The organism is Mesorhizobium sp. M1295, assembly GCF_040318135.1.
Classification (GTDB): domain Bacteria; phylum Pseudomonadota; class Alphaproteobacteria; order Rhizobiales; family Rhizobiaceae; genus Mesorhizobium.
The window spans coordinates 60,583-83,152 of record NZ_JAMYLU010000026.1 but is presented as its reverse complement, the minus strand read 5'-3'; the positions used below and the strand labels follow the sequence as shown (position 1 = coordinate 83,152).

The 22,570-nt window shown below is 60.2% G+C and carries 14 protein-coding genes; 5 read left to right on the top strand and 9 right to left on the bottom strand.

Translation table 11 applies throughout. From position 1 onward, the window contains the following. Together NKH29_RS27520 and NKH29_RS27515 are read right to left on the bottom strand one after the other, a co-directional pair. The coding region (locus tag NKH29_RS27520; protein ID WP_352845740.1) for an NADPH-dependent F420 reductase at nucleotides 1-499 on the bottom strand (499 nt) is incomplete at its 3' end. Nucleotides 500-649: 150 nt separating this feature from the next. Beyond that, nucleotides 650-1,384 carry an SDR family NAD(P)-dependent oxidoreductase gene (locus tag NKH29_RS27515; RefSeq protein WP_023716505.1) on the bottom strand — a complete coding sequence of 245 codons (735 nt, stop codon included), beginning with the start codon at nucleotides 1,382-1,384 and terminating at the stop codon, nucleotides 650-652. 268 nt (nucleotides 1,385-1,652) lie between these two features. Between NKH29_RS27515 and NKH29_RS27510 the strand changes: the two genes are divergently transcribed. Next, the gene (locus tag NKH29_RS27510) at nucleotides 1,653-2,549 is read left to right on the top strand and encodes a LysR family transcriptional regulator (protein WP_023716506.1); all 897 of its coding nucleotides are present in this window, start codon (nucleotides 1,653-1,655) and stop codon (nucleotides 2,547-2,549) included. Between the two features lie 202 nt (nucleotides 2,550-2,751). Here the strand turns inward: NKH29_RS27510 and NKH29_RS27505 are convergent, their stop codons facing one another. From NKH29_RS27505 to NKH29_RS27485, 5 genes are all read right to left on the bottom strand, one after another. Further along, nucleotides 2,752-5,052: a mechanosensitive ion channel family protein gene (locus NKH29_RS27505; protein ID WP_245278482.1), complete on the bottom strand. Its 2,301-nt coding sequence runs from the start codon at nucleotides 5,050-5,052 to the stop codon at nucleotides 2,752-2,754. A gap of 347 nt (nucleotides 5,053-5,399) precedes the next feature. After that, nucleotides 5,400-6,482, bottom strand: a complete 1,083-nt coding sequence (locus NKH29_RS27500) for an adenylate/guanylate cyclase domain-containing protein (protein WP_023716508.1) — start codon at nucleotides 6,480-6,482, stop codon at nucleotides 5,400-5,402. A gap of 3 nt (nucleotides 6,483-6,485) precedes the next feature. Then, a complete protein-coding gene (locus tag NKH29_RS27495) occupies nucleotides 6,486-6,977 on the bottom strand; it encodes a Rab family GTPase (protein ID WP_023716509.1) in 492 nt (163 codons plus the stop codon). A gap of 16 nt (nucleotides 6,978-6,993) precedes the next feature. Next, nucleotides 6,994-9,651, bottom strand: a complete 2,658-nt coding sequence (locus tag NKH29_RS27490; RefSeq protein ID WP_353001025.1) for an OmpA family protein — start codon at nucleotides 9,649-9,651, stop codon at nucleotides 6,994-6,996. Between the two features lie 7 nt (nucleotides 9,652-9,658). Further along, nucleotides 9,659-10,324, bottom strand: a complete 666-nt coding sequence (locus NKH29_RS27485; RefSeq protein WP_031193285.1) for a DUF3450 domain-containing protein — start codon at nucleotides 10,322-10,324, stop codon at nucleotides 9,659-9,661. Between the two features lie 409 nt (nucleotides 10,325-10,733). Between NKH29_RS27485 and NKH29_RS27480 the strand changes: the two genes are divergently transcribed. Both NKH29_RS27480 and NKH29_RS27475 read left to right on the top strand, forming a co-directional pair. Then, complete coding sequence (locus tag NKH29_RS27480) at nucleotides 10,734-10,865, top strand: glycosyltransferase family A protein (RefSeq protein ID WP_352791327.1); 132 nt, start codon at nucleotides 10,734-10,736, stop codon at nucleotides 10,863-10,865. An 81-nt stretch (nucleotides 10,866-10,946) separates the two neighbouring features. Further along, nucleotides 10,947-13,919, top strand: coding sequence for a trifunctional glycosyltransferase/class I SAM-dependent methyltransferase/polysaccharide deacetylase (locus NKH29_RS27475; RefSeq protein WP_352791325.1), 2,973 nt, complete (start codon nucleotides 10,947-10,949; stop codon nucleotides 13,917-13,919). A gap of 305 nt (nucleotides 13,920-14,224) precedes the next feature. On the opposite strand, the gene NKH29_RS27470 is transcribed toward NKH29_RS27475, so the two are convergent. Continuing rightward, nucleotides 14,225-14,905: a redoxin domain-containing protein gene (locus NKH29_RS27470; RefSeq protein WP_023716514.1), complete on the bottom strand. Its 681-nt coding sequence runs from the start codon at nucleotides 14,903-14,905 to the stop codon at nucleotides 14,225-14,227. 19 nt (nucleotides 14,906-14,924) lie between these two features. Then, nucleotides 14,925-18,224, bottom strand: a complete 3,300-nt coding sequence (locus NKH29_RS27465) for an ATP-binding protein (RefSeq protein WP_353001024.1) — start codon at nucleotides 18,222-18,224, stop codon at nucleotides 14,925-14,927. 279 nt (nucleotides 18,225-18,503) lie between these two features. On the opposite strand from NKH29_RS27465, the gene NKH29_RS27460 reads away from it, so the two are divergent. Beyond that, entirely contained in the window at nucleotides 18,504-19,598 is a 1,095-nt protein-coding gene (locus tag NKH29_RS27460; protein WP_352482327.1) for a branched-chain amino acid ABC transporter substrate-binding protein, read from the top strand. A gap of 80 nt (nucleotides 19,599-19,678) precedes the next feature. Continuing rightward, entirely contained in the window at nucleotides 19,679-22,150 is a 2,472-nt protein-coding gene (locus NKH29_RS27455) for a PAS-domain containing protein (RefSeq protein WP_353001023.1), read from the top strand. The last annotated feature ends 420 nt before the right edge of the window (nucleotides 22,151-22,570 follow it).

Sequence of the window (22,570 nt, the reverse complement as noted above, 5' to 3'; positions counted from 1 at the left end):
CGGGTGCGAACCCGAGTTGTTTGGCCAAGGCCGCCACCGGAGCGGTCGCGTCCTCGTCGTCGCTCGACAGAAAGACGACCCGGTGCACGCCCTCGACGATCGGATCGGCAGCCAGGGTGGCCGCAATCAGGTGATTGAACCCTTTCACGAATTTGGCGCCGGTGAACGCCTTCGCGACGAAGGCGGAGGACGGGAGACCGTCCAGCTCTTCAGGGACTGGAAACGCGTTCATCGCGTCGATGACCGTCTTGCCTTTCCAACTCGGCAGGACCTTCGCAACCTCGCGATGCTCCCCGAACGGGACCGCCAAGATGATTGTGTCGGCCTCGAGTGCATCCCGCAGCGACTTGGCGACGACCGTGGGTCCAATCGCCCGAGCCTGCGGCGCCAGCGCCTCGGGCGGCCGGCGGCTCGCGACGGTCACGTCGATGTTTTTACGGGCGAAGGCGTGGGCGAGGGCCTGGCCTATCTTACCGAATCCTACAATTGCGTAGCTCATAATGCTTCTCCGATCCGTGTTGGTATTGATTCCCCGGCCTTCAACGGCGCTGGGTTATTCGTTCCGCTGTGTGGCGACCTTTGCGTGGTCGTTCCACCATGGACACGCTAGTTCCCGCCGGTCAGCCGCTTCCCGCGATCCGGCGCGATTTCAGATGGCCGAGAAGCCGCCATCGACAGACAACTCCACCCCATTCACGAAGCTCGAATCGTCGGAAGCAAGAAACAGCGCGGCCGTCGCAATTTCCTCAGGACGCCCCATCTTTCCCCGCGGGATCAGGGATTCGAACATCCGCTTCCCCTCCTCGTCGAGAACTTGGTCCTGCATCGGTGTGGCGATCGGCCCCGGGTGCAGCACGTTCACCCGGATATTCCTTCCCTTCAGCTCGTTGAGCCACCCGCGTGCGAATGCGTGCAACGCCGCCTTGCTCGCCGCATACACGCTGTAACCAGGAAAACCTTTCACCGAAGCAACTGATCCGGTCATGAAGATCGATCCGCCATCGTTGAACAGCGGCAACGCCTTTTGCACCGTGAACAGCGTGCCGCGCGTATTCAGGCCGAAGGTCGCATCGAAATGCTGCTCGGTAATCTCGCCCAGTGGGACGGCTTCGCCCGTGCCGGCGCTCGCATACAGGACGTCGATCTTGCCCTTTTCCCGCTTGACTGTATCGAACAGGCGGTCGAGGTCATCGAGATTGGCCGCATCGCCGCGCACGCCGGTCACGTTCCGGCCGATCAGCTTGACGGCCTCGTCCAGCGCCTCCTGTCTCCGGCCCGTGATGAAAACATAGGCGCCTTCTTCAACGAACCGCTTGGCGCTCGCCAGCGCCATGCCGCTCGATCCACCCGTGATGACTGCAACCTTACCCTCAAGCTTTCCCATGACTTCTCCTTTCGTGGTGTCGGGACAGCATCTGCCTCCGAGAACCTCGAAATGGGTCCGCCGGCGTCAGGTGTTGAGTGCGGAAGCGCGCACATCGGTGGTGCGAAATCGATCCGGCTGGACGACTGAGGCCAGCCGCGACGATCGGCGTCCGCCGTTCGAAATTGGGCCGCGCTCGTCGACATAGGCTATGATGACCGCCCGTACTGCTGTTCGATGTGTTAAATACGGGCTTTGGAAGGCGCACCGCGCGGTGCCGGATTGCACCATGATCGACTGGGATGACGTTCGCTACTTTCTTGCCGTCTCGCGCGGAGGCTCCGTGCGGGCTGCCGCCGAGCGCCTCGGTGTGAACCACTCGACCGTGCTGCGACGCGTCGCCCAGCTCGAGGAACGCCTCGGGGTGCACATGTTCGAAAAGCTGCCTTCGGGCTACCGCCTGACGGCTGCGGGCGAGGAGGTCCTCGAGTTCGCGGACCAGATGGAAGTGTCGTCGCACCTGCTGGAGACGCGCGTCTTCGGGCGCGACCAGAGCGTGCGCGGGCTTCTGCGGGTGACGCTGGCACCGCCCCTCGCGACACACCTGCTCATGCCGGATTTCGCCGATTTCGCGCGTCTGCATCCGGACATCGAGATGGAAATCTTGTCGTCCGGCGAGCTGGCAAATCTGACCAACCGGGAGGCCGACGTCGCGATCCGCGTCGTCTACGACCGCAAAACCCTGCCGCTCAATCTTCACGGCCTGAAGGGACCGGAGCTGTTCGGCGGCGTCTACATGTCTCGCGATCGACTAGCCGCGTGGCGTGCGGGCGCGCCTGATCCCATCCGGTGGATCGTCATAAGCATTCATGGCATCCCGGATTGGGCCAGCGAGGGTGAGGTTCGTACCACGGGGGTTCCGTTCAGGACCACGGACGGCGAGGCGCAGATCGTTGCAGTACGGCAAGGGCTCGGGATGACGACACTGCCGTGCTTCGTCGGAGATGCCGACCCCCTACTGGTGAGGGTGCCGGGCACCGACCTGCACATGTACGGAACGCTCTGGCTTCTCACACAGGGGGAGACACGCAAGACGAAGCGCGTGCGGCTCTTCACCGAGTTCGTATCCCGCAGGCTCGCCGCGTACGCGCCGCTTCTCGCGGGACGGTCCTTATCGCGTGACTGACGCGCGGCAGGTAGCCGATGGCGCTGTCTCGAACGTACCGCTGTATCAACTTACGCAGCCCGATGTAAATCTCGGGACGGACTCTGGTTGTAGACTGCCTCGTGACCGTCTTTTTCGTCTTAACGGTTGAAGATAGAAGAGTATCCCTGCCACGGGCGATGCGCGGAAAGCGACGCTGTGACCGGCAGGTGTCACAGCTTTCCTACTCCGGTGTGCTGGCTTTTTTTCTGCGCCGAATAGTGTGCGACTGCGCAACGGCCATTTTCAACTCGGGTGTGATCTCCAACGGCGCATTCTCTGCCCCATGTGGGTTCTGTAGCCCCTGGACCTGGACGGTCGGAAATGGGAGTTCGATGCCCTGCTCTTTGAAGACTTGGCGGAGGCGTACATAGAATTTGCGTTTCATACCGAAGGCGCCTCCCGGTTTGGTTGTGGCCTTGACCCTCAATACGATGCCGTATTCGCCGAACTCCTGTACGCCCTGCATCTTGATCGGGTCGAGCACCCAGTGTTTGAACTCGGGATCTTCCGCCAGTTCGAGGCCGATCCGCTTGATCAGCTTGCGAGCGAAGTCGATATCGGTGTCATAACCAACGGTGATGTTGAATTTGTCGATAACCCAGTCACGACTCTGGTTCTGGACTGCCCCGAGTTCACCGAAAGGTATCGTGAACAGCGGACCACGATGGTGGCGCAGCTTCACCGAGCGCAGCGAAAAGCTTTCCACAGTACCCTTGTAATTGCCCGATGAAATGTATTCGCCGACACGGAACGCATCATCGAGCAGGAAAAACACGCCTGAAATGACGTCCTTGACGATGGTTTGTGCCCCAAAGCCCACGGCGACGCCGACGACGCCAGCGCCGGCGATCAGCGGGCCGATCTGGATACCCAGCGAGGCGAGCATCATAAGCACCGCCATCACGATGATCGATGCGAGCAGAATGTTCTGGAGGATCGGCAAGAGCGTGTGCAGCCGCGCCTGCTGCGGATCGAGGACCGGGACATCCTCGTCGCTGATCACAGGGTGCGGTGTTTCGATGCCCAGCTTTCGTTCGATCAAAGCTTTGATGATCGACCAGCCGAAATCGGCTGCTAGGGCAATGACCACGACATTGACCAAGCCGCGCAATATGAACGTCGTCGTCGTATCGCTGTCCCGCATGGATTGCATGTCCAGACCCCAGACACGTGCGAGAAAGTAAGCCGCCGCCAAGATGAAAATCATTCGGATTGCGCGATCGATGACAGCGATCGTCACCGCCGGGATCGTAGGCCGGCCGACATCTTCCGAACCTGGTCGCAGAACGAAATTAACCCCGCGCTGCGTCATCACGATTGCAAAAGGCAGGAAGAATGCGGCGAAGGTAAACCAGAAGTATGTATAAAGGCCGGCGATGCGCTGCAGGAACAGGACGACGAAATAAGCAGTCAATAGCCATGTCGCTTCCGTGTGACCGATGTGGCGCGCACCGTCTCGCTGCGTTCTTGGCCGACGCCAAACCGCGAGCAGCAGGAGCACCAGCAGCACGAAGTCGGCGCCCAGTGACAGGACCATCATTCCGTCCTGATCGATGCCGAGACCTGGCAAGAGGATAAACGCGGCGCCGAAGAAGGCGAAGACGCCGACGATCCGGGGTAGCCAATAGGACCAATGGTCAGCCGCTTCGTTGGTGATCGGCAAAGCACGAACCTCGACGGCATTCTCGACATTCATGAAGGAAGGGACGAGCATGGCCATGACGTACATGCGCACACCCCATGTAACGACTGCCGCCATCAGAAATGTCAGTACAATCTCGCGGATAAGCATTGGCCAGTCGAACAACATGAACGCGCCGGCGCTGCCCAGTGCGAAAGAGACGATCAGCATGCTGGAATAAAGCATGCGACCACCAATCTTCTTGGCTCGCCCAATCGGCGTATCCTTCGGTTGCGCGATAATCCAAAGACGAAATGGACGGGTGAACTTGAACGTTGCCCAAGTGAGTGCCAGGCCGGCAGCGATGAACATCGCAATCAGCACAAATACGGCGGCTGACCCCTTGCTGGACATATCCTCCATCGTCTCTGCCCGAACGCGCGCGAACTGGCCTGGCAGCAAGGGCAAAGTTCGCACGATTCTTTCGATATGATGCCTGATCCCATCAAGCGTCGAGGATGCCATCGTATTCATCTGGCCGGGTGCGGCCACGGCGCCGGACGATGCGTCGGTCGGCGAAGCTCCTGTCTCGGCAGGCGCTCCCGTTGACCCGGCGTCCTGATTTCGCTGTTCGGCCACCCAGGCCTTCACTGATGGATCGTCGAGAAGCTCGAGCAGCTGTTTGACCCTTTCAGGCGGGGCGGTCGCCGGCGCCTGCGCCTGTGCCTGACCTGTCAACAAAAGGGCGATCCCAAAGACGAGCGGCCTGGCAATCAGGGCAAACATCGCAGTCAGGTCTCCGAGACGCCGTGCCAGGCGCGCCAGGTTCCTGGCCCCCAATCGTCGAATGATGCGTGGCATCGTGCTGTTAACCTTCCGGTCAGATCGGCTAGCAACGACATCTATGTCCGTTGTTGCCCTACCTTGAAGAAACCGATGTTGCGGTGCAAGACGTCATCGTTTCGACCCAGACCGTTACGCCGGGTACTTCGCGGTGTCTACTTAGCCGCCGGGGGAGGGCATTCCGACCTAGGCCCAGCCTCCAGCCGTTATATGAACTGCGCATCCGTGATGCTGGGCGTAAAAGACCCGGCACCAGGATCCCCCAGGCCAGAACGCGTATGCCGCGGTGGGCATCGCCGACCGAGGCTATGTGATGGAAACTGGGCGCATGACCGTGCAGGGAAGAACGATGGCGACGTCAGATATCAGGATCCGATTTCCCCCGGGAGCCGCCACATTCGCACACGACCTGTACCACGCAATTCCGTTTCCGCGAGTGGGTCGCAAGCAAAATTTGGTCCAAGCAGTTTGTGAGTTGCATCCGAAATACGGATTTCATCGGGCTCCGCGGACGTTTGGATACGTGCGGCGAGATTAACGGTGTCGCCCCATAGGTCATAGGCAAACCGCCTTGTGCCTATGACGCCCGCCACGATTGGTCCTGAGTGAATTCCAATTCTGAGTCTTATCGGTTCTCCTGCGAAGCGTTCGAGCTTAACCGCCTTCCGCAGTTCAAGTGCATAGTGCGCAAGGGCTTCCGCATGATCGGATCGCGCGGCGGGCAGGCCAGCGACCACCATCACACAATCGCCGATTGTCTTGATCTTTTCGCAGCCGTATCGCTCCGAGAGCAGATCCGCCGCCTTGAAGAAGTAATTTAAAATAGCGAGCGTCGTCACGGCTCCGACGTTCCGCGCTCTTTCCGTAAAACCGACGATGTCGGCAAAAAGCACACTCACCTCTGCGTAGTTGTCTGCAATTTCTTCGTGCGCTTTTAGCCGCTCCGCGATAGACGCCGGAAGAATGTTGAGGAGCAGGGCTTCGGCGCGCTGGTATTCACGCGACAATCCCTCTTGGCTCGCCCTCAACGCCTCGTTCATCGATTGTAATTTCTCGTTGAGTTGACGCTCCCTCTCTTGCAGGAGCGTCATTTCATAAGCCTTCTGTTGAAGTCGCTGCCTATTGTCGCGTTCGGCAGTGGCGTCAAGAAAGAGCAGCCACACGCAGGCATTGTCAGCAAAAAGATGGAGGTCCGCGACACGCCCGCTGGGCAGTTCGACCATGGCCATATGATATGGAAGCTCCGGGCAGGGCAGCAAACCTTCCATGAATTCAAGCTGCTCGGCAACAGGCTTACCTATGCGAACTGATGAGAGTCCGTAATGTTTAACGTTGCCGCCCTTCGCAGCTATGCAAAGCTGGGCGTCGATTTTCAGATATGCGACGGAGCGCTCGTTGTAGAAGAAATCGTAAATCCAGCTTCTGACTTCTCTTGGCAATTCATGCATGGTCTATTTTGCGACCATCGAAGCAAGCTGACGAAACGCATCATCAACATGTTCACCCGAAAGCGCACTTGTTAGATAGATTTGCCATCCAAGTTGCCTCAGTTCGTTAATTTCACTATCCGATATTGCCCACCGATCGGCCAGATCGGATTTGTTGAGCAGCAATACAAACGGCATAGCGCCGAATTCAGCCTCGGCCCGCTCGCGCAACGTGAGCGCCACGGCGAGAGTGGCGGCGCGGGTTCCATCGACGACAAGCACGAGCCCGCTCGCACCTCGCACATAGCTGACGCGGAATGAGCCGATATCGTCTTCGCCGGCCAAATCCCACAAAATCAGATCCACGGTTTTGTCCGGGAATGCGACACTCTTCTTGTCGATTTTCACTCCCACCGTGGTCAAGTAGGTTTCTGAAAAGATGCTTTGCACAAACCTGCGAACCAGACTCGTCTTTCCGACAGCGAACCCGCCCAACATGCAGATCTTCTTTTGCAATTTCCTGGGCTCCGCCCTAGTGGAAGTTTACCGTAACCGAAACTCTGCGGTTGGCGGAGTTCCCCGTTCGGCTATTTTCAATCTCCGCTGGCTCAAAGGTGCCCGCGCCGCGAACCAAGAGCAACTCCGGATCGACGCCGCGCTTCTTGAGAAGCGCACGAACTGTTTCCGCGCGCGCGGCGCTGATCGACAATTTGGCCGTTTCACGGCCCGTCTCGTCCGAATGGCCGGTCAACATGAACTGTGCTGTCACGCCTGCGTTGCGGGCGTCCTTGGCCAATTGCTTCAACTGATTCGCCAAATTGTCGAGAACCGGCAGTTGCTCTGGTCCCGGTACAGCCTTGCCAGAATCGAAGAAAATGTTGACCGCTTGAATAGCCTCCCTCGAATGAGTGAGTTGCGGAGGGGTCAACTCACGCAGCTCGGAGATTTCTAGAGAGAGTCCGTCCGCGGACAGCTGTTGGGCGGCGACCCGCGCCCGATCTATCCATGCGGCAGGAGCCTCACCCTGGGCAACAATGCGATCCTTGATGATCATAAGCCGAACCGATTTCGGCGGAGCCAGCGACGCCATCAGCCGCTTCAGCACGAACTTCGGATCAAGGCTTTGATAGAATTGCCACTGTGAATGAACGCGAGCAGGATCGACCCCTGTTCCGGACAGCAGAGCCTGCGGGTTGGCGGCCTGCGGGTCTCTCAGGCCGGAAATATAGAAATGTCCGCCCCTCACCGTTTGTTGGGCGACGATGATTCCCGCTTGGGCCTCCAGTCGCGACACATAAGTCTGCCAGTGCTCCGCCGCGCGTGCTTCGGGGCTCACATCACGAACCTTGGAGATGTCGAATTCCGGTCCGCCTGCCGAAAGCTGTCGGGCCGCTGCGCGCGCCCGATCTATCCAGGTGTCGGGAGCCTCACCCTCGGCAACGATGCGGTCCTCGACGATCGAAAGCCGAACTGATTTCGGCGGGGTCAGCGACACCATCAGCCGCTTCAGGACGAACTTCGGATCAAGGCTCTGATAGAATTGCCACTGCGAATGAACGCGGGCGGGATCGACCTCCGTTCCGGACAGCAGAGCCTGCGGGTCGGCGGCAAGCGGGTCTCTCAGGCCGGAAATATAGAAATGTCCGCCCCTCGCCGTTTGTTGGACGACGATGATTCCCGGTTGGGCCTCCAGTCGCGACACATAAGTCTGCCAGTGCTCCGCCGCGCGTGCTTCGGGGCTCACATCACGAACTCTGGAGATGTCGAATTCCGGTCCGCCTGCCGAAAGCTGTCGGGCCGCTGCGCGTGCGCGATCTATCCAGGTGTCGGGAGCCTCACCCTCGGCAACGATGCGATGATCGACGATCGAAAGTCGTACTGAATCCGGCGGAACCAGCGACGCCGTTAGCCGCTTCAACACGAACTCCGGATCAAGACTCTGATAGAATTGCCAGCGTGAATGAACGCGGGTTGGATCGACCTGCGTTCCGGCCAACAGCGACTGCGGGTCGGCGGCAAGCGGGTCTCTCAGGCCGGCAATATAGAATTGGCCATCGCGCACCTTTTGTTCGGCAACGATGATGCCCGGCTGGGTCCCCAGGCGCGACACATACGCCTGCCAGCGTTGCCCGGATTGCCAGGAAAGAAAGAACCAACCGCCTGCGGGAATCAAAACCAGCAGGACTGCAGCCACTACCAGCCACGGAAATCCCTGGTTTGATTCCTCCTGCTTCAGTTCAACGCAGGTCTGCAACTGCGTCTCTACGCCGGCCAACTGCGAACTGTCGCCGTCAAACTGCTCTAGAGCCTGTGAGTATTCATCATGGATGCGAAGCAATACATCGCGAATTATTTCATGTAATTCCTCCGGCGGATTTCCCCGGATCACCGCAACCAGGGTCGCAAACGGTCCAACTTCCGACCAGAGACGAAGCTCTCCGAAACGAATAGTGTCCAGGCCGCTCTGTTCTTTCTCGTTAAATGAGTCTTTTACAAAATCCTGAATTGCACTAAGCATCGAAGAGATCAGTTGAGGATCTTCGCTGGTTGCGTTTTCGGCAGTTACATGCTTGATCAAAAGCCCGGAATTGCGGTGAATGAGAAAGGCGTGTTCTACACGATAGACAAGAGAATGCCTGAGAACAACTTCTGAGAAGCTTGCCCCCGTTCTCCAAGCTTCAAATCTCCACTTGAGCCCATGCCAAGTAAATATATGTCTTAAAGTTTCATTCAGCGACTGAAAGGTTTGGTCGATCTTTTCGCCGATCGACTTGCGAATAGCCGGCAGAAACACCGGGTATAATATATCCGTCAGCGTGCGCGGGCTTTTCTGGATGGACCGTTGCACAGCCCTCTCGACAGCCGGCGCAAGGGCCTCTCCGAGTTGCGCATGAAGCGCACGTGCGGCTGCACTGGGGAGAACGCTCCCCAGTGCAGCCGCAAGCTGCTCGGGTTCGTCGAGCAGGTGCGTAACTCGTGAAAGCTCCGAAATTTCGCGACCGACCAGCAACTGGCGAAGCGTTTCCATGCGAGGATCGGCGGTTGGGATTCCGTCGAGACGCGCACGATAGTCCGGATCAACGTTCCGGGCAATTTCGATCAAAAGGCGAGCCAGAGCCTCGCGATCAATCTCTGTATCGTTCGAAGCTGCTCTTTGAGGAAGGCTGATTGGGTCGACGGTCGACGTCAAGTTCCGATCAACTCACTTTCCAGGTACGCTCCGAGTTGCTCTTGCTGCCGACGGGATCCTGATTTAGACATTTTGCAACCTCGACAAACAGGCCAGCCAAAAGATTTCGGTCGGTCTTGACATTGCCGAGATCGGAAAACATTTTCTCCATCAGCATCTGAATGCTTTCATTCTTTTGCTTGATTTCCTCACGCAGCAAATGGTCGTTTCGATTTATCCGGTCCGCAACTTCGCGCTCAAGCTCGCTCAACTGATCCGACAACGCGCGCACCTGCTTTTCAAGCGCCTGATTTTGCTCGCGAAGATTCCGGTCAATCTCCTTGTCGGCGTCGGCTCGCGCGTCTTTTTCGTTCCGCAATTGCGCGGCAAGCGAGTCGACCTGCTTCTTTGCATTTGACTCGTACATTTCAAGATTGCGCTTGGCCTCGGATTCGACATCCTTGAAGCGCTGCAAGACCCGTTCTTCAAGCTTGGAAAAGCGGCGGTCATAGTCCTGCATCTGGTTGCCGAACAGCAGATCACGTATCTTGTCGACACCTACAGCGTCGCCGGGGGCCCCGCTCTCGCGAGCCTGGCCCGCCACGAAGGTCAGCCCGTTTCCGTCTGCATTACTTATCAGATTTGCGTCCGCTTTATTTGCCGAAGAAGCGGTACTCGAAGATTCCTTGGCCATCCCATGCCCCTTCTTTTGAACATTGTCACAGCGCTAATTTAGCAACTGATAAACATGTCAGCAAAATAGCCGACCCGCAAGCCGGAATCTTCTCGGCTTAAGTCGTTTCGTGCGTCCCCATTCGGGTAGATTTGGACATGCGGCTCGATCCGGATCAGCTTACGCTCGCGTCTCGCCCGCGATCATCTTTTTGCAGATGAAATGCGGGAAAGGAAATGCCGCGGCGCATCGGCCTCAGTCTAAGCCGTCGGGCATGCGCGCTTGCCATTCGGCCTGTCTTCAAGTCTTTTTCGCCTGCCTCTAATTCGCCCCGATCTTGACAGGGCAGTGCTGCCAGCCGATGCCGTCATCCGGTTTTGACATTCGCCGACTCTTGCCGAAGAAAACGAAAGCTCGATGATCCAGGACAATGCTACCGCAAGGCGGTGTGGTACCGATGCTCAATGCCGAGCAAACCGTCGGCGCAACGCTTGTCGGCATCCGCCGGCAGACCTACCAGATACTGGATATAGTCGTGGTAGACGATGGGTCGATGGACTGATCGGCGTCGATTGTGACGGCCTATGCCGAGAAAGATCGACGCATCTTGTTCTACCTTCGAACCGGGCGCGAGTAAGACGGCGTGGCGCCTAATCCCTTGGTTTCAATCGTGGTTCCTGCGCACAACGCGGAGGTAACGCTGGCGCGCGCACTCGATTGCCTTCTCGATCAGGAAATAATGGACTGGGAGGCGATCATCGTCGACGACGCCTCCACGGACCGCACCCCCGCGATCATCGCCGGTTATGTGGAGCACGATGCCCGATTTCGGACGTTAAGCTCTTGCGCGTACAGCGCCGCCGGCGCGCGCAATAGCGGGATTTCGACAGCGCGCGGCCACTGGCTCATGTTTTTGGATGCGGACGATTGGGTGGATGCCAGCTTCCTTGCGAAAATGCTGGCCGCACTTGAAGCAGCGCCCGATGCGGTCGCCGCCTATTGCGGTTCTCGGCGCGTGATGCCCGATGGCGAACTCACCCCGTCGAGCATCGCAACGGAGGTTGCGATCCAGCCCTTCGAGACATTCGCCCGCCGGTGTGCCATCGCCATTCACGCGCTGCTGGTCGACCGGGAGACAATTGTCGAGTTGGCCGGTTTCGATGTGTCGCTGCGCACCTGCGAGGACTGGGATCTGTGGCAGCGCCTCGCACGTCTAGGCAAAAATTGGGTGATGGTCGACGCGCCGCTCGCTTTCCATCGGGTCAGCCCCAACTCGCTCAGCCGCAATTCGACGCAGATGCTGGCAGATGCGGAAATCGTGATCGCCCGCGGTTTTTCTGCTGATCCCAGGGTCAAACACCCAGCATCGGGTCACGCCAATGGAGCAATCGAGGCGAACGGCCGCACCGCTTCCGAAGCACTCGCGTGGTTCGCGTTGTGGAACGCCGCATCGGATTGCGGCTGCGGCTCGCGCTCGATCAACCCGCAGTCCCTGCGCGCGCTCCCGCCAGGACGTAAGTGGGCGCGTGAGATCGCCAAGGTGGTCTTCGATGGCCTTATGGCAGGAAGCCTATCGGTGCCAGCGCAATTGGCTGCCAAGTGGGACAGGTTCGGCGGCTCCCTCACCGAATTAATCATCGAACTCGGCAAGGTCTGGGACGATCCCGTAGCGGGTCGCCGCGTCCAGTATCACCTCGAGCAAATGCTTCTCGACTTCGACGATCTTGCCGCGCCGCGCAAACTGGCGCGGACACTCGGCATTCGCGTCGACGCTCGAAATCCGACCTCGATCGAGCTTCCGGAAGGAATCGATCAAATTTATGCTTATCTGATGATGGATGGCCAGATCGAGGCTTTCGTACAGTTCGGCGTACTCGGGAAAGTGACAAGGCGTCATTGGACTGAGTTGATCCTGAATTTCGTGCCCCCTGAGCGGCTTATGCACAGTGCCGCGCCGCTTGCGAGGCGATCACCTGTACATGCACCGCAAAAGGGCGTCGGTGCCGACAAGTCAGACATGTTTGCAGCCGAGGCATTGTTGTCCATAGCGGGACGCCGGTCTGATCGGGACAGCCATTTCGGCAAACTCGCGGGATTGGCCGCGGAAGCGCAGGCGCTGGTTGGGTCGAGCGCCGAAACTAAAGAGCCTCTTGCAGCGCCGCGCCGTGCACGGGCCGCGGATGGGCACGACAATGATCGCACGTCTTTCTGGAATCGCCATTTCGCGACCGAGGATCCCTGGAACTACGGCTCGCCCTATGAGCAGGAAAAATATGAGCGGCAGCTCGAAATTTTGCCTGTCGGTCCCATCGGACGGGCGCTTGAGCTGGGCTGCGCGGAGGGCCACTTCACGCGTCAGCTGGCGCCGCGGGTGGGCCATTTGACCGCAACCGACATCTCCGCCGTAGCCATCGGGCGGGCGCGCGCGCGATGCGGCGATCAGCCGAACGTTGAGTTCGGCGTACTGGATTTCTCCGCCGACACGCTGCCGGGTGAGATGGATCTGATCGTCTGTTCGGAAGTGCTCTACTACCTGGATGATCTCGCCGAGTTGCGGCGCATCGCCAAAAAACTCGTTGAGGCGTTGGCGCCTGGCGGCAGTTTCATCAGCGCACACGCGTTCGTGCTACGTGACAATATCGAAAGGACGGGCTTCGACTGGAACACATTCGGTGCACAAGCGATCTCAGAGACGCTGGCAGCGACCGACGGCCTCGTCCTCGAGCAATCGATCCAGACCGAGCTCTACCGCATAGACCGCTTCCGCCGCCTGTCACCAGGCGACGTGGCGACGGAACCGATGATTGATCACGTGCCAATCCGCGCGCCCGTCGAAATCGGGGTCGCGCGGAAAATCGTCTGGGGCGGGGCGCGGGCCTTGCGCCGCGACGTCGCACGTAGCGAGCGGCGACAGCGTATCCCTGTCCTCATGTATCACAGCGTCTCCGATGAAGGTCCAGCCGCGCTCGCCCGTTTTCGGCTCACGCCCGCCGCATTCGCCAGCCAGATGGCATGGCTGCGCGCCAATGGCTTTCACGCGATTAGGTCCGAGCAGCTGGAATGGTTCATCGCCAACCGTCAGCCTTTCGTTGGCCGCCCAGTGCTCATCACCTTCGATGACGGCTTCCAGAACTTTGCCGACCATGCCTGGCCGACCTTGCGCGCGAACGACCTGACCGCGGAAGTGTTCCTGGTGACGGACCTGGTGGGTGAAAGTGCACAGTGGGACGCCTACAGTGGCCCGCCGACGCAGCTTATGGACGCCAGGACAGTGCGACGCCTCGCCGGCGAAGGTGCGTTCTTCGGAAGCCATCTGGCGACGCATCGCGCGATCGATGGTCTGTCGAGCTCTGACTTGGCCGCCGAACTCCTGCGCTCTCGTATGTTCATCGAACGGTGGACCGGTCGGCCAACCACGGCGTTCGCGGCACCCTTCTCGGTCACCGACCGACGGCTTGGCAGGCTGGCCAAGGAGTGCGGCTATCGGATCGGCTTCGGCGGCAGACACGGGCCGGCGGACCTCGATTGCGATCCCATCGACCTTCCGCGGATCGAGATTCGCGGGGATCGCTCGCTCGATTACTTTGTTGCCCGTATCGAGGCCGTGCTCGAATGAACGGTGAGCTTGTCAGTGTCATCATTCCCGCTCACAATGCGCAAGATACAATCGACGAGACGCTCCGCAGCTGCGCGCTCTTTCGAGATTGTTGTTGTTGACGACAGCGTTCTGACGGTTGGAAGGGGTGCTGTCGCAGCCACCCCACGATACAGGAGCCATCCACAGAGGACATCGCTAGTCCAGAGGCGACAGAAAGCATTGCCAGGACCGTACATTCTGGCTCGTCGAGGCCAATGTTAGATTTGTAACAAATTGGTTCCGCTTTTTGTTCAGTGCCGCGCCCGTTTACCTCGTTCGCAAGTCTATTGGGCCACTTGGGACACGGCTGACATCAGCTCCTGCGGGCTTGGCGCCCCAAACATGTATCGCCCGCCCTCTGGAACCTCCGTGAAGCTCCAGCGGACGATCCCCTGCCGATCCAGTAGGAACTGACCGACCAGTTGTCCGTGTCCCGTTGCCATCATCTGCTCGTCGGCTTCGGTCAGTTCGTAATGGTCCCTCTTATTAAGGATTTCGCTGGCCGCAATGGGGTCCATAGGACCGGGCAACTCGCCTGGTATATCGACCCGCATATCCTTTGCCGCTGCCATCGAGACCTTGTACGGCCAGTTCGTCTCGTTTTGGGTGAATTCGAGATTGGGCAGTCCAAAAGCACGATGTGAAGCGCGTTCAGGGTCGGAGGCCGCAAGCAGATTCGGCATCGGATGGTAGCGGAAATAGAGACGCGCCCGTTCGATTGGCGTGTTGACCACCGTCAGGCTCTCCACGCCCTTTTCGCGCAGCTCCGGATCAAGCCGCGCCTGGGCGGCGATATGGCGCCGGCAAAACGCACAATGCAGACCTCGAAACAGGCCGACCAGCACCGGCTTTTGGCCGCGAAAGTCGTCAAGCGCGATCTTGCCTTCCTGGGTAATGGCGTCGAGTATCAAGTTCGGCGCACGGTCGCCCGGTTGAAGCGGTACCAAGTCACTACGCGCGGACATTTTCCACCTCCAACCCCGGCTAGTCGAGAAAAGGCAGCACCACAAGCGCTTCCGGGTCGAGCCCGTGCTGGGCGCATATACCCTGCGCCAGGGAAAAGTAGCGTTCGGCCTCGGCCAGATTGTCGAGGTCGAGATTAAGCGTTGCAAGACCATCATAGCACGGAAACAGCAGTTGGGGTTCGCCCGTTTCGCGGGCTACGTCCAGTGCTTCGTGGAACAAGCCAACCGCCAGCTCCGGACGCCCGTTGCACTGGTGGATCTGCCCAAGCACGATCAACGGCACCGGCAGGTGCTCGCGCTGGTCGAGCGCCCGGTCGATCTCGATGGCCTTCTCGGCAGCAGGTACGCCCTCCGTTGGACAGCGATCCGTGAAAGTACAACAAGCGACCGCCAGATTGGCGAGGAGGCGCGCCTGGAAACCCAAATCACCAATATGGCGCGCCACTTCAAGACCGCGCCGACAGACCTCCATCGCGTGCGCCGGATCGATGGTCGTGTAAAGCACGCCGAGATTGGTGTAGCCGCGGCAGGCCGCGCCCAGTAGACCGGCGGCTTCGGCCAATTCAATGCTATGCTCAACCTGACGCACGGCCTCACGGTTTCGCCCAAGGCGAGCCAGCGCAACAGCCTTGGTATTGAGTGCCTCGGCGGTCACAAGGGTGGCATCACGCCCTACCTCGGAGACATGCTCCGTTGTCAGAGTGCGTACGCAATCCAGCGCCGCGTCTGCCCATTTTGCCGCGAGAGCGTGATCTCCGCTACGGAACGCCTGTCGGCCACGTTCTTGCCAGAGATGCGCCTGCTCGATCGGGGCATCCGCTCCATCGAGGAGCGCTGCCGCTTCAGCATAGCGGGATTCTGCGTCGTCCCGCTTGCCGACGTCCCAGAGCAGCCGACCGATCTTGCGTAAAACTCGCGCCGACGCGACGCGATTGGCCGACTCGCGGTATACCTGCAACACCGTTTCGTAATGGTGGTGCGCGATCTCGCGGCGGCCTGCCGGGCCGCTCAAATCGGCAATGCGCTCTGCAATTGCCAGTTTGAGCGGTGTTTGCCCGATCGCGCCCAACGCAGTCAGTGCTCGCTCGTAGAAACGAAGGGCGTCGTCGTTGGCGTATATCATGCGAGCGCGATCGCCCGCCGCCTGCAGGTAATGCGCGCCCTTCTCCCGCTCGGCGCTCTGTGCGAAATGATGACCGAGCACGGTCAAATCCTCGAGCCGCTCCGGCTTGTCGCCGCACAGTTGCTCCAAGGCAGCTCCGACCCGCCCGTGGATGTCGGTCCGCCGTTGCAGGAGTAGATTCTGGTAGATCACGTCCTGCAGCAATGTTTGCGTAAAGCGGTAGCTTTGCGACGAGACCGAGCCTGATCCGGCAACTTCCTCGATGATTTCCGCATCGCAAAGCAGTTCGCAGCCGGCTTCGAGCCGGCCGGGGTCGGTTGTCACAGTTTTCAGAAGTGTGGCATCGAAGCGCGGGCCGATTACCGCGGCCTCCTGGGCCAACCGGCGCACCTCTTGGGGCAGCCGGTCGACGCGGGCAAGCAACATTGCCTGGATAGTGGCGGGGATGCCGGTTGCGACTTCGCCTGCCACAGTCCGCCATCGCTGGCCCTCTCGCATCAGTACACCGCGATCGATAAGGCCGCGAACGATCTCCTCTAAAAAAAGGGGGTTGCCGCCCGCGCGCTCGAGAATCTGGTCGAGAAGCCCTCCTGCGGAGTTTACCCAGCTCTCGCCGAAAAGCGCCGCCAGCAGGCTGCGTCCGTCATCACTGCTGAGCGGCGGAAGCCTGAGCGCTGTGTGACTGACCCGACTTGAGTCGAGCTGGTCGTTATCCGGCGCCGGACGATGCGTGACCAGCAACATCAACCGCGTGCGCTCCAACCTGTCCATCACGAAACGTAGTGCCTCAAGCGACACGGCGTCGGCCCAGTGCAGGTCTTCGACGACAATCAACAGCGGCGACAACGCAAGCCGCCGTTCGATGATTGTGCGGACTGCGTAGAGAATTTGCCGCCGCAGCTGCTCGGGTTCGACATGCTGCAAGGTGGCATCGGGGTCGCCAAGGCCGAGCACATGGTAGAGCAAAGGCATCAGCCGCTTCGCCTCCTCGCCCTGCAGGCCGAGATCGGTAAGCAAGCCTGCGAGCTTCCCCCGCATTTCGTCCCCATTGTCGTTTTGCATCATCCCGGCAGCGCTGCGCACCACTGCGCCCAAGGCGCCAAATGATTGTTCGCCCAGCGGTGAGCACGTGGCCAGCCGCACGGCGACGTTGCGAAAACGATCCTCGTCGCCGACGCGGGCGACGAACTCCTTCACCAGCCGCGATTTCCCGATACCGGCTTCTCCGACGAGGCGGACGAGTTGGGCCGAGCCGCTGCACGCCTGGTCAAGGCTCGCCATCATTCTACTGAGCTCCGCACCACGACCTATCATCGGCGCACTGAGGCCGAGCGCCTCGAGCCCACGCGCTGCACGCGGCGTCGCAAGCGGTGCATCCAGTCGATGGACGAGCACACTGCCAGCCTTGCCGCGAAACACGACATCACCCAGCGACTCGTAAGAGAAGGCATGCCGGGTCAGTCTGTGAGTGAGCTCGCCTACCAGCACCTCACCCGGTGCGGCCAGCGATTGCAGGCGTTGCGCCGTATTCACTGTGTCGCCGGTCACCGAATAGGATTTGGCGGTGCCGATGCCCAATCCGCCAGTAACGACCGGACCAGTGTTTATGCCGATGTGGAGCAACAGAGGCGAGCCGGAGTGGGGGGTGCTTTCGCCGAGCCGCGCCGTCCGGGCGATCATGTCGAGAGCGGCGCGAAGCGCACGTTCGGGATCGTCCTCATGCGCGACCGGCGCACCGAACAACGCGAGCAGTGCATCGCCGATGAATTTGTCGACGAAACCACCAAAGTTTCGCACGGCCGCCGTCAATTCCTTGAACAGTTTGTTCTGCAGCGCTTGCATGACCTCGGGGTCGAGCTGCTCGCTGAGCGTCGTGAAGCCGCAAAGGTCGGCGAACAGGACCGTTACCGTCCGGCGATCGGCGTCAGAGAAGGGATGCAGCCCTTCTTCGCTTTCGATGTCCGGAAGCATCGATGGAGTTCGAGAAGGCGGCACAATGGTCCGGCTTGGTGTCGGAGCAGGCCGTTCGACGACTTTTGCGGGCGCACCGACGTTTGCCCCACATTTCGGACAAAACTCGAAATCAGGTGCGCAGGGGTAGCCGCAACTGGCGCATGGCACGGGCTGGCGCCTGCCACACCTCGGACAGAAGGCGTAACCGCCCTCAACCTCGAAACCGCAGCCCGAGCAGTCCATCGAACAAGACCTCACTAGAGGCCGTCCCGGCGTGACCTCGCCACGCACTTCACGGCCAGGCTATTCGCAAGGATGCACCGATAGTCGTCGACCGGCAAGCGGCAGCGCAAATGGGCATCGAGCGATCAGTGTGGGTCCGGTGGCAGAGCGCTGCGGGCAGGCATTGTTGAAGGCGCAATAGTTGTCGGATCCGCGAACGCCGCCGAGACAGCCGCGCTTGCCGAAGGGGCTGTCGGCTCTGACGGGATTGGCGTAAGCTACAGTTAAGGGGGTGCACACATGCACCGCATCATCGCCATGGCGATCTTAGTTCTCGCGGCCGCGTTCAGCTCCGCGCGGGCGGAGGTGCTGATTGGGGTTTCATCTGCGATGACGGGACGGCTCGCCTGGTTCGGCGAGCAGGCGCAGCGTGGCGCCGAGATGGCCGTGGCCGACATCAATGCGACGGGTGGCGTACTCGGCCAGCAGATGAGGCTCATCACGGCCGACGACTTCTGTGATCCCGAGCAAGCGGTCGCCGCAGCCCAGAAACTGGTGGGTGATGGTGTGGTGCTCGTCGTCGGGCACTACTGCTCTGGAGCCTCGATCCCAGCATCGAAGGTGTACGAGGCGGCGGGCGTTTTGCAGATTTCACCAGGATCAACCAATCCGCTGTTGACTGAACAAGGCCGCGCCAACGTTTTTCGAGTCATTGGTCGCGACGACACGCAGGGGATCGTGGCCGGCAACTACCTGGCCGAGCATTGGAGCAACAGCAAGATTGCGATCCTTCATGACGGCACCACTTATGGAAAGGGTCTTGCTGACGAGACTCGAAAACAGCTGAACAAGCGCGGCGTAGTCGAAGCGATCTACGAGGAATACACACCCGCGAAGAACGACTATTCGGCCGAGATCGCTGCGCTAGAGGCTGCGAACATCGCCGTGGCATATGTCGGCGGATATCATGCCGAGGTCGCACTCATGGTTCGCGCTGCGCGCGACCGCGGCTACACGGTTCAGCTAGTCTCAGGCGATGGCATGGCGACCGAGGAATTTGCTTTGATCGCCGGCCCCGCGGCTGAGGGTACCCTCTTCACGTTCCCCGCGGACGCTCGCCGAAATCCCGAAGCCGCCTCGGTCGTCGAGCGGTTCCGGGCTGAAAACTTCGAGCCCGCAGGCTACACGCTGCTCAGTTACGCCGCCGTCCAGGCCTGGTCGCAGGCAGTGGACAAGGCCGGCTCACTAGAGCTCCAAGCCGTGATAGCGGCGCTGCGCGGCAATCAATTTGATACTGTGTTGGGCCGTATCGACTTTGACAACAAGGGCGATCTCACGAGCCAAAACTGGGTATGGTACGTCTGGCGAGGTGGAGAGTACGTGCCGGTCGAATAAGGACCGCCGATGCCGTCGCCGCTTGAGACAGCTGATGGAGATCGAGTTAGCTGGACCGTTCAGAGCTATGTGTCGCCGTTATGCTTGAACGCTTCGGCATACGTGGCCGTCTGTTGCTCGCTTTTTTCGGCATCAGCACCTTCGCCGTACTCGCGACAGCGGCCGCTCTCTATGCCTTCCTCCAGGTAGGAGAGGTCGTCGACCGCATCACCAAGGATCGGGTACCGTTGGCGCTCGCGTCCCTCCAGCTGTCGCGCCAGGCAGAGCGGGTAGCCGCCTCTGCGCCCGCCGTACTTACTTCGACCAGCAAAGCTCAGCACGGCGAGGTTTCCGCCGCGGTCGGGGTCGAGATGACGCGCCTCGAGGAACTGCTTGCCGCACTCAAAGGTGCCACGCTTAGCACCGCGGTGGTGGCTGAGATCGAGGCTGCAGTTCTTGGTCTGCGGCGCAACCTCAACGCCCTCGACGACCTTGTTGTCGCCCGCCTCACAGTGGTGGCGCGCAAAGAAGAACTGTTACGCCGCTTGTCGGCTACGACAAATGCAAGCCAGCGTCTTGTGGCGCCCGGTATCCTCGTGATGAATTCCAAGCTCCAGCAATGGCAGGCGGTTACAGCCGACACGTCGCTCGCGCCGGATCGCGGTGCGGCGGCGGCGGCCGACCTGGTCCAGGCAATTGCGGCCTACATTCCGCAGCAGAAAGCGCAGCAGGAGATATCGGCGGTCAATGACGTGCTGGTCAAGACGACGGACGCGCCAACGCCAGACGATCTGACGTTGATCCTGTTTCCGCTGCGCCGGTCGCTCGCCGTTCTCGACACGGTTTCCACCGAGATCGACGAGAGGCTGCGAACCCGTTTCCAACAGCGGGTCGGCGAGTTCAAGGCATTGATCGACGGCGGGAACAGCATCCCGAAGGCGCGCAAGGACGAGCTAGCAGTGCTCGCAGAGGGCGAAAAGCTTCTGGCCGAAAACAATCGGCTGTCGCGCAGTCTCACCGCTGCCGTCGATCGCCTGGTCGCCGCGGCAGACCGCGAGATCACCGCGTCCGGTCTCGAAGCCGCGACGGTCCAGCGCTACGGTACCGGAGTTGTCCTTGGCTCCGCCTTTCTCACCCTCTTGAGTTCCGTTCTGGTTGTCTGGCTCTATGTCGACCGTAGCCTTCTCGCCCGTCTGGGAGAGGTGAGCCAAAGCATGTTCGCAATCGCCGGCGGCGATCTTCGTGCGCCGCTGCCTGCCGCGGGCCGCGACGAGATCGGCCGGATGGCCGAAGCGCTTAGGCTCTTCCGGGACACCGCAGTCGAGGTCGAGGAAAAGAACCTGCGCGATGTCGCTGAGGCGCGCCAACGGCTCATCGATGCGATCGAGAGTATCTCCGAGGGATTCGCGCTGTACGACGGGGAGGACCGGCTTGTCCTCAGCAATAGCCGCTACCGCGAACTGCTCTACAGCGACCTTGCGATCGAACTGATGCCCGGCACGACATTCGAGCACATTATTCGCCGATCCGCTGAGCGCGGCTACATCAAGGATGCCGAGGGGCGGCTCGAGGAATGGGTCGCCGAGCGGCTCTCCCGGCACCGCAACCCAGGCGAACCGTGGGTGCAGCGGCGAGGCGACGGGCGATGGATCATGATAAGCGAGCGGCGGATCACCGCCGGCGGCACGGTCGCGGTCTATTCGGACATCACTGAGCTGAAGCAACGAGAGGAGAACCTCGCAGAGAAATCCACGGCTCTCGAGGCGCTTTCCAACAAGCTGGCCAAATACCTGGCGCCGCAAGTGTACAGCTCGATATTCGCCGGCCGCCAAGACGTTAGAATCGCCAGCCAGCGGAAGAAACTGACAATATGCTTCTCCGATATCGCCGGCTTTACCGAGACCACTGACAAAATGGAATCCGAGGATCTCACCCAGCTCCTCAATCACTATCTGACGGAAATGTCGAAAATTGCTTCGGATCACGGCGCGACGATCGACAAATATGTCGGCGACGCGATCCTGATGTTTTTCGGCGACCCTGAGACGCGCGGCGTCAAGGAGGACGCGCTGGCGTGTGTGCAGATGGCTCTCACCATGCAAAAGCGGATGAGCGAACTTGCCGAAATCTGGCGTGACATTGGAATTGAGACACCGCTGCGCTGCCGCATCGGCATCCATACCGACTACTGCACTGTCGGTAACTTCGGCAGCGAGGACCGGATGGATTACACGATAATCGGCGGCGCCGTGAATCTCGCCTCGCGCCTGGAACAGGAGGCGCCACCGGGGACCGTCCTCACTTCCTACGAGACGTTTGCGCAAGTGAAGAACACGATCGACTGTGAGGAGATGGGGCATGTCCAGGTCAAGGGGATCGCCTATCCCGTCGCCACCTACCGCGTCATCGATCTGAAGGCCAATCTAGCCGGCGCTTGTCACGCCGTTCGAACCGAGCTGCCGCACTTCAGGCTGGAACTTGAACCGGAGCTGATGTCCGCTGACGAGCGTGACGATGCCGCCACTGCGCTTCGAGACGCGCTGGATCGGCTTTCCCACAAGCCCGGGCAGTAGGGCTTGGTTCACAACGACCCTTCCATGGACGCAAGGAGTAGGATGTGGGACGCAGCTTATTGGCGCTGTCGATGCGAAGGCCACAGAACGGTCGCGGTCAGTCTTTGAACTCGGGCGGAACGTCCGCATCGGAGCCGAGACTTAACATTCACGGCATCACTGGCAAGGTCCGGATATGGCGCAAGTTGCCCGTTCCGGGGCGCCGCCTTAAACGGCAAAGTTTGACCCAGAGCGGCCGCTCGGCGTGACAGTGTCGAACGTCCGAAAGCATGATAGAGCAGTCATTGCCGATTTCGAACTCGCTGTGGACGGGTTCCGCAAGGCCGGTGTCGTGCAATGACAGGTGAGGCCATGTCAGGTCAGGCCTTGAACTGCAGACGGCTCTCAGGCAAGCCATATGACTGTCGAGGCGGAAGCCGT

What these genes read in the sequence shown, in the direction of transcription:
- NKH29_RS27480 (WP_352791327.1), top strand. Translation starts at nt 10,734, where the DNA reads ATGCTACCGCAAGGCGGTGTGGTACCGATGCTCAATGCCGAGCAAACC.
- NKH29_RS27500 (WP_023716508.1), bottom strand. Translation starts at nt 6,482, where the DNA reads ATGCATGAATTGCCAAGAGAAGTCAGAAGCTGGATTTACGATTTCTTC.
- NKH29_RS27505 (WP_245278482.1), bottom strand. Translation starts at nt 5,052, where the DNA reads ATGCCACGCATCATTCGACGATTGGGGGCCAGGAACCTGGCGCGCCTG.
- NKH29_RS27515 (WP_023716505.1), bottom strand. Translation starts at nt 1,384, where the DNA reads ATGGGAAAGCTTGAGGGTAAGGTTGCAGTCATCACGGGTGGATCGAGC.
- NKH29_RS27485 (WP_031193285.1), bottom strand. Translation starts at nt 10,324, where the DNA reads ATGGCCAAGGAATCTTCGAGTACCGCTTCTTCGGCAAATAAAGCGGAC.
- NKH29_RS27460 (WP_352482327.1), top strand. Translation starts at nt 18,504, where the DNA reads ATGCACCGCATCATCGCCATGGCGATCTTAGTTCTCGCGGCCGCGTTC.
- NKH29_RS27470 (WP_023716514.1), bottom strand. Translation starts at nt 14,905, where the DNA reads ATGTCCGCGCGTAGTGACTTGGTACCGCTTCAACCGGGCGACCGTGCG.
- NKH29_RS27465 (WP_353001024.1), bottom strand. Translation starts at nt 18,224, where the DNA reads ATGGACTGCTCGGGCTGCGGTTTCGAGGTTGAGGGCGGTTACGCCTTC.
- NKH29_RS27510 (WP_023716506.1), top strand. Translation starts at nt 1,653, where the DNA reads ATGATCGACTGGGATGACGTTCGCTACTTTCTTGCCGTCTCGCGCGGA.
- NKH29_RS27455 (WP_353001023.1), top strand. Translation starts at nt 19,679, where the DNA reads ATGCTTGAACGCTTCGGCATACGTGGCCGTCTGTTGCTCGCTTTTTTC.